This is a genomic window from Serratia sp. PGPR-27, assembly GCF_022678525.1.
Classification (GTDB): Bacteria; Pseudomonadota; Gammaproteobacteria; order Enterobacterales; family Enterobacteriaceae; genus Serratia; species Serratia nematodiphila.
The window spans coordinates 30,427-43,850 of sequence record NZ_JALBYS010000036.1; the positions used below are offsets into that span (position 1 = coordinate 30,427).

General features: G+C 59.9%; 13 protein-coding genes. 8 read left to right on the top strand and 5 right to left on the bottom strand.

Annotation, left to right across the window (positions count from 1 at the left end; genetic code table 11):
* Window positions 1–144: 144 nt before the first annotated feature.
* From MMS95_RS18440 to MMS95_RS18470, 7 genes are all read left to right on the top strand, one after another.
* Window positions 145–1,167: a sulfate ABC transporter substrate-binding protein gene (locus tag MMS95_RS18440; RefSeq protein WP_033632428.1), complete on the top strand. Its 1,023-nt coding sequence runs from the start codon at window positions 145–147 to the stop codon at window positions 1,165–1,167.
* Entirely contained in the window at window positions 1,168–2,007 is an 840-nt protein-coding gene (gene cysT, locus MMS95_RS18445) for a sulfate/thiosulfate ABC transporter permease CysT (RefSeq protein WP_004936486.1), read from the top strand. It begins immediately after the preceding gene.
* Complete coding sequence (gene cysW, locus MMS95_RS18450) at window positions 2,007–2,882, top strand: sulfate/thiosulfate ABC transporter permease CysW (RefSeq protein WP_033632429.1); 876 nt, start codon at window positions 2,007–2,009, stop codon at window positions 2,880–2,882. The genes cysT and cysW overlap by 1 nt, the downstream gene beginning before the upstream one ends.
* Window positions 2,872–3,960 carry a sulfate/thiosulfate ABC transporter ATP-binding protein CysA gene (gene cysA / locus MMS95_RS18455; RefSeq protein ID WP_033632430.1) on the top strand — a complete coding sequence of 363 codons (1,089 nt, stop codon included), beginning with the start codon at window positions 2,872–2,874 and terminating at the stop codon, window positions 3,958–3,960. The genes cysW and cysA overlap by 11 nt, the downstream gene beginning before the upstream one ends.
* A gap of 82 nt (window positions 3,961–4,042) precedes the next feature.
* A complete protein-coding gene (gene cysM, locus MMS95_RS18460) occupies window positions 4,043–4,924 on the top strand; it encodes a cysteine synthase CysM (protein WP_004936477.1) in 882 nt (293 codons plus the stop codon).
* Between the two features lie 252 nt (window positions 4,925–5,176).
* Window positions 5,177–5,857: a response regulator transcription factor gene (locus MMS95_RS18465; RefSeq protein WP_044030735.1), complete on the top strand. Its 681-nt coding sequence runs from the start codon at window positions 5,177–5,179 to the stop codon at window positions 5,855–5,857.
* A gap of 6 nt (window positions 5,858–5,863) precedes the next feature.
* Entirely contained in the window at window positions 5,864–7,186 is a 1,323-nt protein-coding gene (locus MMS95_RS18470; protein ID WP_242142053.1) for an ATP-binding protein, read from the top strand.
* A 76-nt stretch (window positions 7,187–7,262) separates the two neighbouring features.
* Here the strand turns inward: MMS95_RS18470 and crr are convergent, their stop codons facing one another.
* The 5 genes from crr to cysZ all read right to left on the bottom strand — a co-directional run bounded on the left by crr (window position 7,263) and on the right by cysZ (window position 12,165).
* Window positions 7,263–7,772 (bottom strand): PTS glucose transporter subunit IIA, encoded by a 510-nt coding sequence (crr, locus tag MMS95_RS18475; RefSeq protein WP_004936467.1) that lies wholly within the window; start codon window positions 7,770–7,772, stop codon window positions 7,263–7,265.
* A gap of 49 nt (window positions 7,773–7,821) precedes the next feature.
* The gene (gene ptsI / locus MMS95_RS18480) at window positions 7,822–9,549 is read right to left on the bottom strand and encodes a phosphoenolpyruvate-protein phosphotransferase PtsI (protein ID WP_004936461.1); all 1,728 of its coding nucleotides are present in this window, start codon (window positions 9,547–9,549) and stop codon (window positions 7,822–7,824) included.
* 46 nt (window positions 9,550–9,595) lie between these two features.
* Window positions 9,596–9,853, bottom strand: coding sequence for a phosphocarrier protein Hpr (gene ptsH / locus MMS95_RS18485; RefSeq protein WP_004936458.1), 258 nt, complete (start codon window positions 9,851–9,853; stop codon window positions 9,596–9,598).
* Between the two features lie 399 nt (window positions 9,854–10,252).
* Entirely contained in the window at window positions 10,253–11,221 is a 969-nt protein-coding gene (gene cysK, locus MMS95_RS18490) for a cysteine synthase A (protein ID WP_004936453.1), read from the bottom strand.
* 185 nt (window positions 11,222–11,406) lie between these two features.
* Window positions 11,407–12,165, bottom strand: a complete 759-nt coding sequence (gene cysZ / locus MMS95_RS18495; protein ID WP_082996526.1) for a sulfate transporter CysZ — start codon at window positions 12,163–12,165, stop codon at window positions 11,407–11,409.
* Between the two features lie 221 nt (window positions 12,166–12,386).
* Here cysZ and zipA point away from each other — a divergent pair, with 221 nt between their 5' ends.
* On the top strand, window positions 12,387–13,412 hold the full coding sequence (gene zipA / locus MMS95_RS18500; protein WP_004936446.1) for a cell division protein ZipA: 1,026 nt from the start codon (window positions 12,387–12,389) through the stop codon (window positions 13,410–13,412).
* Window positions 13,413–13,424: the final 12 nt, after the last annotated feature.

Consider the following 13,424-nt stretch of genomic DNA (forward strand, 5'->3'; position numbering starts at 1 on the left):
CTCGCATTCCCTGCCTTATAGCGTTTGATGCTTGTAAATCACTAAACGGTATATAAAAGCGTTACAGCTCCGCACCGAGTTATAAATACACTGGTCGTCAATAAGGCGAAAGCCTGAAGGAATGACTCAGTGATAAGGTGCAGAATGAAACAAAACCGGGTTAAAAATCTCGTGCTGAAAGGTTGGCTGGCGGCTGCGCTGTTGGCGAGCGGCGCCGCGTCGGCGGCGGAATTGCTGAACAGCTCTTATGACGTTTCCCGTGAATTGTTCGTCGCGCTGAATCCCGGCTTTGAACAGCAGTGGAATCAACAGCATCCGAACGACAAGCTGACCATCAAACAATCGCACGCCGGCTCGTCGAAGCAGGCGCTGGCGATCCTGCAGGGCCTGCGCGCCGACGTGGTGACCTACAACCAGGTCACAGACGTGCAGATCCTGCACGATCGCGGGCAGCTGATCCCGGCAGACTGGCAGGCGCGCCTGCCGAACAACAGCTCGCCGTTCTATTCCACCATGGCGTTTTTGGTGCGCAAGGACAACCCGAAGGGCATCCACACCTGGAACGATTTGGTGCGTGACGACGTGAAGCTGGTGTTCCCGAACCCGAAAACCTCCGGCAACGGCCGTTATACCTATCTGGCCGCCTGGGGCGCCGCCAGCCAGGCTGACGGCAACGATGCGGCCAAGACCCGCGCCTTCATGACCCGCTTCCTGAAAAACGTGCTGGTGTTCGATACCGGTGGCCGCGGCGCGACCACCACCTTCGTCGAGCGCGGTTTGGGCGACGTGCTGATCAGCTTCGAGTCCGAAGTGAACAACATCCGCAAGCAATACGGTGAAGACAAGTACGAAGTGATCGTGCCGCCGGTCGATATTCTGGCGGAGTTCCCGGTGGCCTGGGTCGACAAAAACGTAGAGCGCAACGGCACCGAGCAGGCGGCCAAAGCCTATCTGAACTACCTCTACAGCCCGGCGGCGCAGCAGGTGATCACCAGCTTCTACTACCGCGTCTATGACCAGAAAGCGATGGCGGCGGCGAAGGGGCAATTCCCGGACACCCAACTGTTCCGGGTGGAAGACCAGTTCGGCGGTTGGCCGCAGGTGATGAAAACTCACTTCGCCACCGGCGGCGAGTTGGATCAGCTGCTAGCGGCAGGGCGCAAGTAAATGTTGGCGTTGTCGTCCAGTAAACGGGTGCTGCCCGGATTTGGCCTCAGCCTCGGCAGCAGCCTGTTTTATACCTGTTTGATCCTGCTGCTGCCGCTCAGTGCGCTGGTGATGCAGCTGGCGCAGATGAGCCTGGCGCAATATTGGGAAGTGATTTCCAACCCGCAGGTGGTGGCGGCGTACAAAGTGACGCTGCTGGCCGCCGGCGTCGCCAGCCTGTTCAACGCGGTGTTCGGCATGCTGATGGCCTGGATCCTGACGCGCTACCGTTTTCCCGGCCGTTCGCTGCTGGACGGCCTGATCGATCTGCCGTTCGCGCTGCCGACGGCGGTGGCCGGCCTGACGCTGGCCGGTCTGTTTTCCACCACGGGCTGGTACGGTCAGTGGCTGGCGCACTTTGACATTAAGGTCACCTTCACCTGGCTTGGGATTGCGGTGGCGATGGCGTTCACCAGCCTGCCGTTTGTGGTGCGCACCGTGCAGCCGGTTTTGGAAGAGCTGGGGCCGGAATACGAAGAGGCGGCCGAGACGCTGGGCGCCACGCGTTGGCAGAGCTTTCGCCGCGTGGTGTTGCCTGAGGTGGCGCCGGCGCTGCTGGCCGGCACCGCCATTTCCTTTACCCGCAGCCTGGGCGAGTTTGGCGCGGTGATTTTCATCGCCGGCAATATCGCCTGGAAGACGGAAGTGACCTCGCTGATGATTTTTGTGCGTTTGCAGGAGTTCGATTACCCGGCGGCCAGCGCCATCGCCTCGGTGATCCTGGCGGCGTCGCTGCTGCTGCTGTTCAGCATTAACGTCTTGCAAAGCCGCTTCGGCAGACGTTTGGGAGGAGGGCACTGATGGCTGATGTTTCCGCCTTCAACGGCGCCGAGCGCCCGCGCGTCAACTGGGGCAAGTGGACGTTGATCGCCATCGGCGCGCTGTTTTCGGTGCTACTGCTGGTGGTGCCGATGATGTCGATTTTCGCCGAGGCCTTCTCCAAAGGGGTTGGCGCGATGTGGAGCAACTTGCTCGATCCGGACATGCTGCACGCCATCTGGCTGACGGTCTTGATCGCGCTGATCACCGTGCCGTTCAACCTGGTGTTCGGCACGTTGCTGGCGTGGCTGGTGACGCGTTTCACCTTCCCCGGCCGCCAGTTGCTGCTGACGCTGATCGATATCCCGTTCGCCGTCTCACCGGTGGTGGCGGGGCTGATTTATCTGCTGTTTTACGGCAGCAACGGTCTGCTGGGCGGCTGGCTGGATGCGCATAACATCCAGATCATGTTCTCCTGGCCGGGCATGGTGCTGGTGACCATCTTCGTCACCTGTCCTTTCGTGGTGCGCGAGCTGGTGCCGATGATGCTCAGTCAGGGCAGCCAGGAAGACGAGGCCGCCATTCTGCTGGGGGCGTCCGGTTGGCAGATGTTCCGCCGCGTGACGCTGCCCAACATTCGCTGGGCGCTGCTGTACGGCGTGGTGCTGACCAACGCGCGCGCCATCGGCGAGTTCGGCGCGGTGTCGGTGGTGTCCGGTTCGATTCGCGGCGAAACCTACAGCCTGCCGCTGCAGGTTGAGCTGTTGCAGCAGGATTACAACACCGTCGGGGCCTTTACCGCCGCCGCCCTGTTGACCCTGATGGCGATCGTTACCCTATTTTTGAAGAGCGCGCTGCAGTGGCGTCTGGAACGTCAAAACGCGCGTCTCGAGCGGGAGGAAAATCATGAGCATTGAGATTAACGGCATCAACAAGTACTTCGGTCGCACCAAGGTATTGAACGATATCTCGCTCGATATTGCTTCCGGCGAGATGGTGGCGCTGCTCGGGCCATCCGGCTCCGGCAAGACCACGCTGCTGCGCATCATCGCCGGGCTGGAAAGCCAGAGCGGCGGCAAGCTGGGCTTCCACGGCACCGATGTCAGCCACATGCACGCGCGCGACAGGCGCGTGGGCTTCGTATTTCAGCACTATGCGCTGTTCCGCCATATGACGGTGTTCGACAATATCGCCTTCGGCCTGACCGTGCTGCCGCGCCGCGAGCGGCCGAACGCCGCGGCGATCAAACAGAAAGTCACTCAGCTGCTGGACATGGTGCAGCTGGGCCACCTGGCTACCCGCTACCCGTCGCAGCTGTCCGGCGGCCAGAAACAGCGCGTGGCGCTGGCGCGCGCCCTGGCGGTGGAACCGCAGATTCTGCTGCTGGATGAACCGTTCGGCGCGCTGGATGCGCAGGTGCGCAAAGAGCTGCGCCGCTGGCTGCGTCAGCTGCATGAAGAGCTGAAATTCACCAGCGTTTTCGTCACCCACGATCAGGAAGAGGCGATGGAAGTGGCTGACCGCATCGTGGTGATGAGCCAGGGCAATATCGAACAGGTTGGCTCGCCGGAGGAGATTATGCGCGAGCCGGCCAGCCGCTTCGTGCTGGAGTTTATGGGGGAAGTGAACCGTCTGAACGGCGAAATTCGCGGCTCCCAGCTGTTCGTCGGCGCGCACCAGTGGCCGCTGTCGTTCCAGCCGATGCACCAGGGCAGCGTCGATCTGTTCCTGCGCCCGTGGGAAATGGAAGTGGCGACCGAGAGCAGCGAGCGCTGCCCACTGCCGGTTCAGGTGTTGGAAGTCAGCCCGCGCGGCCATTTCTGGCAGTTGACGGTGCAGCCGATCGGCTGGCACCAGGAACCGATCGGCGTGGTGCTGCCGGAAGGCAACGCTACGCCGGTGCGCGGCGGCCGTTATTACGTCGGCAGCCTCAATGCGCGGCTGTATGCCGGCGATCAACTGCTGCAACCTGTTGCGTTAGCCAAAAGCGCCTGATAGGTTTTAGCCAGTCCTTTTCTTTAAGGCAACCCCGGGGTTGCCTTTTTACTTTACGCACACCAACACACAGGCAAAGATCGTGACAACGCTCGAACAATGCATCGGGAATACCCCGCTGGTACAACTGCAACGGCTGGCCGCCCAGGCGGGCAGCGAGGTATGGGTCAAACTGGAAGGCAACAATCCGGCGGGATCGGTGAAGGATCGCGCCGCGTTGGCGATGATCCAGCAGGCGGAGCTGCGCGGTGAGATCAAGCCCGGCGACGTGCTGATCGAGGCTACCAGCGGCAACACCGGCATTGCACTGGCGATGATCGCTGCATTGAAAGGTTATGCGCTGAAGCTGCTGATGCCGGAGAACATGAGCCTGGAGCGGCAGGCGGCGATGCGCGCCTACGGTGCGGAACTGATCCTGGTCAGCCGTGAGCAGGGGATGGAAGGGGCGCGCGATCTAGCGCTGGAGATGCAGCGCCAGGGGCAGGGCAAAGTGCTGGATCAGTTTAACAATTTCGACAATCCCTATGCCCACTTCACCACCACCGGCCCGGAGATCTGGCGCCAGACCGAAGGGCGCATCACGCACTTCGTTTCCAGCATGGGCACCACCGGCACCATTACCGGCGTGGGCGGTTACCTGAAGAGCCAGAATCCGCAGGTGCAGATCATTGGCCTGCAGCCGGCGGAAGGCAGCAGCATCCCCGGCATTCGCCGTTGGGCGCCCGCTTACCTGCCGGGTATTTTCCGCCCGGAGCTGGTGGATCAGGTGTTGGATATCGAGCAGCGCGATGCCGAGCAGACCATGCGCCAGCTGGCGCAGCGTGAAGGCATTTTCTGCGGCGTCAGCTCCGGCGGTGCGGTGGCCGGCGCTCTGCGCGTTGCGGCGGCTAATCCCGGCAGCGTGGTGGTGGCGATCGTCTGCGATCGCGGCGACCGTTACCTCTCCACCGGCGTGTTCGACTGACCGTTCCTTCCCGGCGGTATGTTCCGTCGGGAGAATCTTTCCCCCTTTCCTTCCGACAGACGGCAGCCTCGCTTGCGTGGTAGCTGCCGCTTGCTCGTGCGCCAATCCCCTGACTGAAGTAGAGAAATCGCGCGACAGCGGCCACACTAACGGTGGCGAGACGCCAAGAGCGATGTGTAAGGATTGAGTAAAACCGGCTGCGGGCCGGCGGAATTGGCGGGAAAATAACGAAAATCGGTGAAGGAGCAAGGCATGAAAATTTTACTGGTCGACGATGACCTGGAGCTTGGCACCATGCTGAGCGAATACCTGACGGGCGAAGGCTTCGACGCCACGCTGGTGCTGACCGGCAAGGCGGGGATAGAGGGCGCGCTGTCGGGCGACTATACCGCGATGATCCTCGACATCATGCTGCCGGATATGAGCGGCATCGACGTGCTGCGCGACGTGCGTAAAAAGAGCCGGCTGCCGATCATCATGCTGACCGCCAAAGGCGACAACATCGATCGGGTGATTGGCCTGGAGATGGGCGCCGACGATTACATGCCCAAACCGTGCTACCCGCGCGAATTGGTAGCGCGTCTGCGCGCGGTGCTGCGCCGCTTCGAAGAGCGGCCGCAAGAGGCGGAGGACGAGGCCGCCATCAGCTTCGGCGAGCTGACGCTGAACCCTTCTACCCGCAGCAGCGAATGGCGCGGTAAGGCGTTTGATCTGACGGCTTCGGAATTCAATCTGCTGGAGCTGTTGCTGCGCGCGCCGGATCGCGTGGTGTCGAAGGACGAACTGTCCGAGAAAGGACTGGGGCGCCCGCGCGAGGCCTATGATCGCAGCGTGGACGTGCATATCAGCAATATCCGCCAGAAGCTGAGCGCGTTGGCCGGCAGTAAGCTCAGCATCGAGACGGTGCGCAGCATCGGCTATCGCATACGGTAACCAGACATGCGCGGAAGACTGTTCTGGAAAATTTTGCTCGGCTTTTGGCTGACCTTCCTCATTATGACGCAGGCCTTGTGGGTGGCGTTTTCTCTTTATGGCGATCGCTATGTGCCGCCGGAGAACGCCATGGCGCGGCGGGCGATCGGCCTGCAGCTGACCTCCGCCGCCACCCAGTTGCGCAGCGGCGGCATGCCGGCGCTGGAAGCCCTGATGCGCGACTGGCCGGAGGACGATCGGCGTCTGCTGTCCGTTACGCCGATGATCCAACCGCCGCCTGAGCCGGAAGAACCGCTGTTTGAAGGGCGACGGATGCCGAAAGCGATTTCCGCCTGGGTGCAGACCGGAGAAGGGCAGGGTTACTGGCTGAGTTATAACGTGCGCGGGCTGCGGGAAGAGTATCGGCCGGAGCGGCGTTCCCACGTCTTCAACATTCCAGCACCGATGTTGTGGGTCGGCGGGCTGGGCGGTTTGCTGTTCAGCGCCGTGCTGGCCTGGAACCTGACCCGGCCGATGCGTCAGCTGCGCGGCGGCCTGGATCGGGTGGCGCAGGGCGATCTCTCGGTGCGGCTGTACCCGACGATGCGGCGCCGCCATGACGAGCTGTCCGACGTGGCGCGCGATTTCGACACCATGGCCGAACGCCTGGAGCTGCTGGTCAGCGCCCGCGAGCAGCTGTTGCACGACGTCTCGCACGAGCTGCGTTCACCGCTGGCGCGCCTGCAGCTGGCGATCGGCCTGGCGCGGCAGAATGCCGGCAACGTCGAAACCTCGCTCAAGCGCATCGAACACGAGTCGGGGCGGTTGGACAAAATGATCGGCGAACTGCTGGCGCTGTCGCGTACCGAACACAGCAGCCTGCCGGACGAAGAGTATTTCGATCTGTACGGCCTGGTTGACGCGGTGGTGAGCGATGCGCGCTACGAGGCGCAGGTGCCCGGCGTGGATATCGTGCTGCAGGCCGAGTCGGATGTGGAGTATACCGTCAAGGGCAATGCAGAGCTGATGCGGCGTGCGGTGGATAACGTCGTGCGCAATGCGCTGCGCTTTTCCAGCCACGGGCAGCGGGTGACGGTGGCGCTGTCGCGCGTCGACAATCAGTTTCAGATCGCCGTCAGCGATCAGGGGCCGGGCGTCGAGGAGTCGAAGCTGTCGAGCATCTTCGATCCTTTCGTACGCGTGAAATCGGCGCTGTCGGGCAAGGGCTACGGCCTGGGGCTGGCGATTACCCGCAAGGTGGTATTGGCGCACGGCGGCCAGGTTGAGGCGCGTAACGGCGACAAAGAGGGGCTGATCATCACTCTGCGCGTGCCGCGCTGGTCGTCATGACGCAGCGAGATGGGGATACGACGAAGGAGATAAAAAAAACGGCGCCGAGGGCGCCGTTTATCTTGCTGATTCGCGATTACTTCTTGATGCGGATGATCGGGGTTTCGCCAACGGTCACGCTGCCGGACAGTTTGATCAGCTCTTTGATTTCGTCCATGTTGGAGATAACGACCGGCGTCAGGGTAGACTTGGCTTTTTCTTCCAGCAGTGGCAGGTTGAACTCGATAACGACGTCGCCTTTCTTGACGCGCTGGCCTTCTTCGGCGATGCGTTTGAAGCCTTCGCCTTTCAGTTCTACGGTATCGATGCCGAAGTGGACGAACAGCTCAATGCCGCTGTCGGATTCGATAGAGAATGCATGGTTGGTTTCGAAAATCTTGCCGATGGTGCCGTCAACCGGAGCAACCATTTTGTTGCCGGCCGGTTTGATAGCGATACCGTCGCCAACGATTTTTTCAGCGAACACTACGTCCGGCACATCTTCGATATTGACGATTTCGCCAGAAAGGGGAGCGACGATCTCGATAGTGCCCGTGTCTTTCTTGTCATCAGAAACCAGAGATTTCAGTTTATCGAACAAACCCATGATCTTCTCCTAAGCATTAAATTGGGCGGCGTTCCAGTGTCGTGGAAGTTTAGCAGAGCGTTTTTTCTTCGATGAATTTATTGACGCAATTCATCAGGTCTTGTGCCGTTGGCTGTGCCAAGGCCTGCGCTGCCAACGCCTTCACATCTTCGAAATTCGTGTTACGAATAATTTTCTTGATGCGCGGGATTGAAATCGCACTCATGCTGAACTCATCCAGCCCCATGCCCAATAACAACAGTGTAGCACGCTCATCGCCAGCCAGTTCACCGCACATGCCGGTCCACTTGCCTTCCGCGTGAGATGCATCAATAACCTGTTTAATCAGGCCAAGCACTGATGGGGACATCGGGTTATAGAGATGAGAAATCAGCTCGTTGCCGCGATCTACCGCCAGAGTATACTGGGTTAGATCGTTTGTCCCAATACTAAAGAAGTCGACTTCTTTCGCCAGGTGGTGAGCAATGACCGCCGCAGCCGGTGTTTCCACCATCACGCCCACTTCGATGCTCTCGTCAAACGCCTTGCCTTCTTCGCGCAGCTGCGCCTTCAGCGTCTCGATTTCGCCTTTCAGATCGCGCACTTCTTCCACGGAGATGATCATCGGGAACATGATGCGCAGTTTGCCGAACGCCGAGGCGCGCAGGATGGCGCGCAGCTGGGCGTGCAGGATTTCACGGCGGTCCATCGCGATGCGGATGGCGCGCCAGCCGAGGAACGGGTTCTCTTCCTTCGGCAGGTTCATGTACGGCAGGTCTTTGTCGCCGCCGATGTCCATGGTGCGGACGATCACCGCCTGCGAGCCCATGGCTTCCGCCACGGCTTTATAAGCCTGGAACTGCTCGTCTTCGGTCGGCAGCGAGTCGCGGTCCATGAACAGGAATTCGGTACGATACAGGCCGACGCCTTCCGCGCCGTTGCGCTCTGCACCTGCGACGTCGCGCACGGTGCCGATGTTGGCGCAGACTTCAACCTGATGGCCGTCCAGCGTAATCGCCGGCAGGTCCTTCAGCTTGGCCAGATCGTTTTTCTCGGTGATATATTGGTTCTGGGCGGCTTTCAGCTGATCGATAACGTCAGCGGTCGGGTTAACGTAAATCTGGTTGTTAACCGCGTCCAGAATCAGGTAGTCGTCGTTTTTCACCTGCTTGGTCACGTCGCTGGTGCCGACGATCGCCGGCAGCTCCAGGGAGCGCGCCATGATGGAGGTGTGGGAGGTGCGGCCGCCGAGATCGGTGATGAAGCCCAGCACTTTGTCCAGGTTCAGCTGCGCGGTCTCGGACGGGGTCAGATCGGTGGCCACCAGGATCACTTCGTCCTGAATGGAGCCCAGATCGACGATAGGCATGCCCAGAATGTTCTGCAGCAGGCGCTTGCCGATGTCGCGCACGTCGGCGGCGCGTTCTTTCAGGTATTCGTCGTCCAGCTCTTCCAGCGCTTTCGCCTGACCTTCGATTACGGTGTAGGCGGCGGCGTCAGCGGAGGCCAGATCGTCTTTGATTAGGGCTATGATTTCCTGCTCAAGCTCTTCGTCTTCCAGCAACATGATGTGGCCTTCGAAGATAGCTTCCTTCTCTTCGCCGAAGGTTTCGCCAGCTTTGGTCTTGATCGCTTCCAGCTGTTCGGACGCTTTCGCGCGGCCGGCCAGAAAACGCGAGACTTCCTGCTCTACTTGATCAGCAGAGATTTTCTTCCGGTTGATGACGATGTCGTCTTCTTTCAGCAAGAGAGCCTTACCAAAAGCGATGCCCGGTGATACTAAAATGCCTGAAATCATAACCCTACCTTACTCTTGACTGGTGTTAACTAAAAAGACGGGCCGATTACTCAAGCTCTGCCATCAGTTTTACCAAGTGCTCAACGGCTTTCTGCTCGTCTTCACCTTCAGCGGAGATGGTCACTACGGTCCCTTGAGTCAGCCCCAGAGTTTGCAGTTTGAACAGGCTTTTAGCGCTGGCGCTTTTGCCGTTGGAGGTCACGGTGATGTCAGACGTGAAGCCTTTGGCTTCTTTAACGAACTGAGCGGCAGGGCGAGTATGCAGACCATTCGGAGCGGTAATAGTAACTTCTTGCTGGAACATTGATGTTTCCCCAACTTATTGGATTAATGTTGTGGAGTTAAAGTTTAGCCCAGGGGGCTGACTTTAACTTGTCTGGTTATAGCGCCTGACTATGGACAGGGGCGAACGTTGATGCAACAGAAAACGACGCGTTAGGCACTTCAGATCAAAAAACTCGGCTTTAGACGTCGTTCCAATCCGCTCCCCATTATGCCCGATTCGCCGCGTCGGCGACAGATGAGTAAATCGATTCAGCCTCGACCGGGCTCGGAGAGTGATTAATTTTGCGCATCGAAATAATGCACCGTTAAATACTAAAGGCGACGGGCAAAAGCAATCTTGGACTGCTATAAAGTTTGATCCAGTCCACAAAAAAGCACCCCGCAGGGTGCTTTTTTAGCGATTTGTGCAGTGGCGGAATTACTGCTGCAATTCCTGCTCGGTGAACAGATCGGCGAACAGCGCGGTGCTGAGATAGCGTTCGCCGGAAGAGGGCAGGATGACCACGATAGTCTTGTCGGCGAACGCCGGTTCTTCGGCCAGTTTCACCGCCGCCGCGACCGCTGCGCCGGAGGAGATGCCCGCCAGGATGCCTTCTTCGTCCATCAGGCGGCGCGCCATGCTGATGGCTTCGTCGTTGGAGACTTTCTCGACGCGATCCACCAGATCCAGATCGAGGTTGCCCGGAATGAAGCCGGCGCCGATGCCCTGGATCTTGTGCGGGCCCGGCTTCAGCTCTTCACCGGCCAGCGCCTGGCTGATGACCGGCGAGTCGGTCGGCTCTACCGCCACGGTGGTGATGGCTTTGCCTTTGGTGTTTTTGATGTAGCGGCTAACGCCGGTCAGCGTGCCGCCGGTGCCGACGCCGGAGATGAACACGTCGACTTCCCCGTCGGTGTCTTCCCAGATTTCCGGGCCGGTGGTTTTTTCATGGATGGCCGGGTTGGCCGGGTTGCTGAACTGTTGCAGGATCAGGTAACGGTTTGGATCGGTGGCGACGATCTCTTCCGCCTTGGCGATGGCGCCTTTCATGCCTTTCGCCCCTTCGGTCAGCACCAGGTTGGCGCCCAGCGCTTTGAGCAGCTTGCGGCGCTCAATGCTCATGGTTTCCGGCATGGTCAGCGTCAGCTTGTAACCGCGCGCGGCGGCCACGAAGGCCAGCGCGATGCCGGTGTTGCCGCTGGTCGGCTCCACCAGTTCCTTGCCGGCGGTCAGCACGCCGCGTTGTTCCGCATCCCAAATCATATTGGCACCGATGCGGCATTTGACGCTGAAGCTCGGGTTGCGTGATTCAACCTTGGCCAGAATGCGTCCGTTGCCGATACGGTTCAGACGAACCAGCGGCGTATGGCCGATTGTTAATGAGTTGTCTTCATATATCTTGCTCATAGCCCGTCCTTTAACTCTATGAAAATGTGGGGAACATCGAAAGCATACGCTAACAGTACCGGCAGGGAAGTAAAGAATTGGTATATCTATATGTTATTAGGAAATAAGTTTTAAGCACAATGATAAGGGCGCGAAATGCGCGCCCTGTCGAAAATTTCCGCGCTATCGGCGGCAAAAAACGGCGGTTATCGGATGAATTGCGAGCGGTAGCGATCGACCCACATCGCGGTGGCGCCGCAGACGGCGACCGGCAGGATCACCAGATTGAGGATCGGGATCATGGTGAACAGGCTGACCAGCGCGCCGAACTGCAGGTTGTCGGTTTTGTGCTGGCGCAGTGCGCGGCGCATATCGGCAAAGCTCACCTTGTGGTTGTCGAACGGATAGTCGCAATACTGGATCGCCAGCATCCAGGCGCTGAACAGGAACCACAGCACCGGCGCCACCGTTTGACCGATGCCGGGCACGAAGTACAGCGCCAGCAACAGCAGCGCGCGCGGCAGGTAATACATCAGCTTGCGCCATTCGCGCGCCATGATGCGCGGCAGATCTTTGGCGATGCCGAGCAGGCCGGTGTCCGGCAGCGGTTTGCCGGTCAGGCTGCCTTCGAGCTGTTCGGCCAGCAGGCCGCAGAACGGCGCGGCAATAAGATTGGTGAGGGTGCTGAACAGATAGCTGAACACCAGCAGCACCGAAATGACCGCCAGCGGCCACAGCAGGTAGCTCAACCATTGCAGCCAGTCGGGAACGTGGCTCATCATCGCCGGGATCCAGTCGCCGAGGCGGCTGAACAGCCACCAGAAAGCGGAACCCATCAGCAGCACGTTGACCAGCAACGGCAGAACCACATAGCGTTTAATCCCCGGGCGCGAAATCAGACGCCAGCCTTCGGCGAAATAGTGAATGCCGCTGGTCGATCGGGGAGAGGGCTGCGTATAGGACATATCTTAAGTTATCTCGTTGTCTGAACAGGCATCATTATCATATAGGGATGATTTTCCACTGGCTAGGGTAGGGTTGGCTGAAAAACCAGCAGAAAAAGGCAGTATAATCATCTTTATTGGCATAAAGTTCAGCACGGACTTGCACTTGTGTGCGCGGGCAAATAGAGTTAAAGAGTGAATGTTTGCCGCGGTGGCAATGTATTGGAACAACAGAGATAGCAATGATGCAGGATTTGCGTCTGATATTAATCGTTGTTGGCGCGATCGCCATAATAGCGCTGTTATTGCACGGTCTGTGGACCAGTCGCAAAGAACGGTCAGCGCTCTTCCGCGATCGCCCAGCCAAACGTTCCCAAAAGGAACGTGAACAAACTCCGATCGACGATCTCGAAGAAGGCGTTGGTGAGGTGCGCGTACGCGCCGCTCACCCGCAAGACGAGCCGTCATTCGGCCATTTCGATGCCGCACGCGAAGAACCCGTGGCCGCGCCGAAGCCCGCTCCGGCGGCTGCGCCTGCGCCCCGCGCCGTTCAGCCGGCCGCTCATCAGACGCCGCCTCCGCTGTCTCAGCGGCCGGAGTACGATGACATCCTGCTGAACAACTACGCGCCGGACGAAGAACCGGCCGAACCGCAGCAACCGCAACCGGCCGCGCGCCGTGAGCCGCGCGTCGACGATCTGCCGCATGAACATGAGGCGCCGCAGGGGGCTGAACCGGCATTCCACGCCGAGCCGGCCCCTGTGCAGCCCGCGCCGGAAGTGAAGCCGGCGCAGGAGCCTGCGCCACAGCCACAACAGCCGGCGGCTGCGCCAATTCAGGCCAAGCTGAAAGAGACCGTGCTGGTGCTGCACGTCGCGGCCCATCAGGGCGGCGTAATCGGTGGCGAAGTGCTGCTGCAGAGCGTGTTGCAGGCGGGCTTCCAGTTTGGCGAGATGGGCATCTTCCACCGCCATATCAGCCCGGCCGGCAGCGGCCCGGTGCTGTTCAGCCTGGCGAACATGGTCAAGCCGGGGTCGTTCGATCCTGACATGATGTCCGACTTCTCCACGCCGGGCGTGTCGATGTTCATGATGGTGCCGTCTTACGGCGACGCCAATCAGAACTTCAAGCTGATGCTGCAGTCGGCACAGCGCATCGCCGACGACGTGGGCGGCGTGGTGCTGGACGACGAGCGCCGCATGATGACGCCGCAGAAGCTGGAAACCTACAAAGCGCGTATCCGTGAAGTGTTGGAAAACAACGCCTGACCGGATTGCCGC

Excerpts from the sequence above, each read along its gene's own strand:
- zipA (WP_004936446.1), top strand. The coding sequence starts at position 12,387 with ATGATGCAGGATTTGCGTCTGATATTAATCGTTGTTGGCGCGATCGCC.
- MMS95_RS18470 (WP_242142053.1), top strand. The coding sequence starts at position 5,864 with ATGCGCGGAAGACTGTTCTGGAAAATTTTGCTCGGCTTTTGGCTGACC.
- ptsI (WP_004936461.1), bottom strand. The coding sequence starts at position 9,549 with ATGATTTCAGGCATTTTAGTATCACCGGGCATCGCTTTTGGTAAGGCT.
- crr (WP_004936467.1), bottom strand. The coding sequence starts at position 7,772 with ATGGGTTTGTTCGATAAACTGAAATCTCTGGTTTCTGATGACAAGAAA.
- cysA (WP_033632430.1), top strand. The coding sequence starts at position 2,872 with ATGAGCATTGAGATTAACGGCATCAACAAGTACTTCGGTCGCACCAAG.
- ptsH (WP_004936458.1), bottom strand. The coding sequence starts at position 9,853 with ATGTTCCAGCAAGAAGTTACTATTACCGCTCCGAATGGTCTGCATACT.
- cysW (WP_033632429.1), top strand. The coding sequence starts at position 2,007 with ATGGCTGATGTTTCCGCCTTCAACGGCGCCGAGCGCCCGCGCGTCAAC.
- cysK (WP_004936453.1), bottom strand. The coding sequence starts at position 11,221 with ATGAGCAAGATATATGAAGACAACTCATTAACAATCGGCCATACGCCG.
- MMS95_RS18440 (WP_033632428.1), top strand. The coding sequence starts at position 145 with ATGAAACAAAACCGGGTTAAAAATCTCGTGCTGAAAGGTTGGCTGGCG.
- cysT (WP_004936486.1), top strand. The coding sequence starts at position 1,168 with ATGTTGGCGTTGTCGTCCAGTAAACGGGTGCTGCCCGGATTTGGCCTC.
- cysZ (WP_082996526.1), bottom strand. The coding sequence starts at position 12,165 with ATGTCCTATACGCAGCCCTCTCCCCGATCGACCAGCGGCATTCACTAT.
- MMS95_RS18465 (WP_044030735.1), top strand. The coding sequence starts at position 5,177 with ATGAAAATTTTACTGGTCGACGATGACCTGGAGCTTGGCACCATGCTG.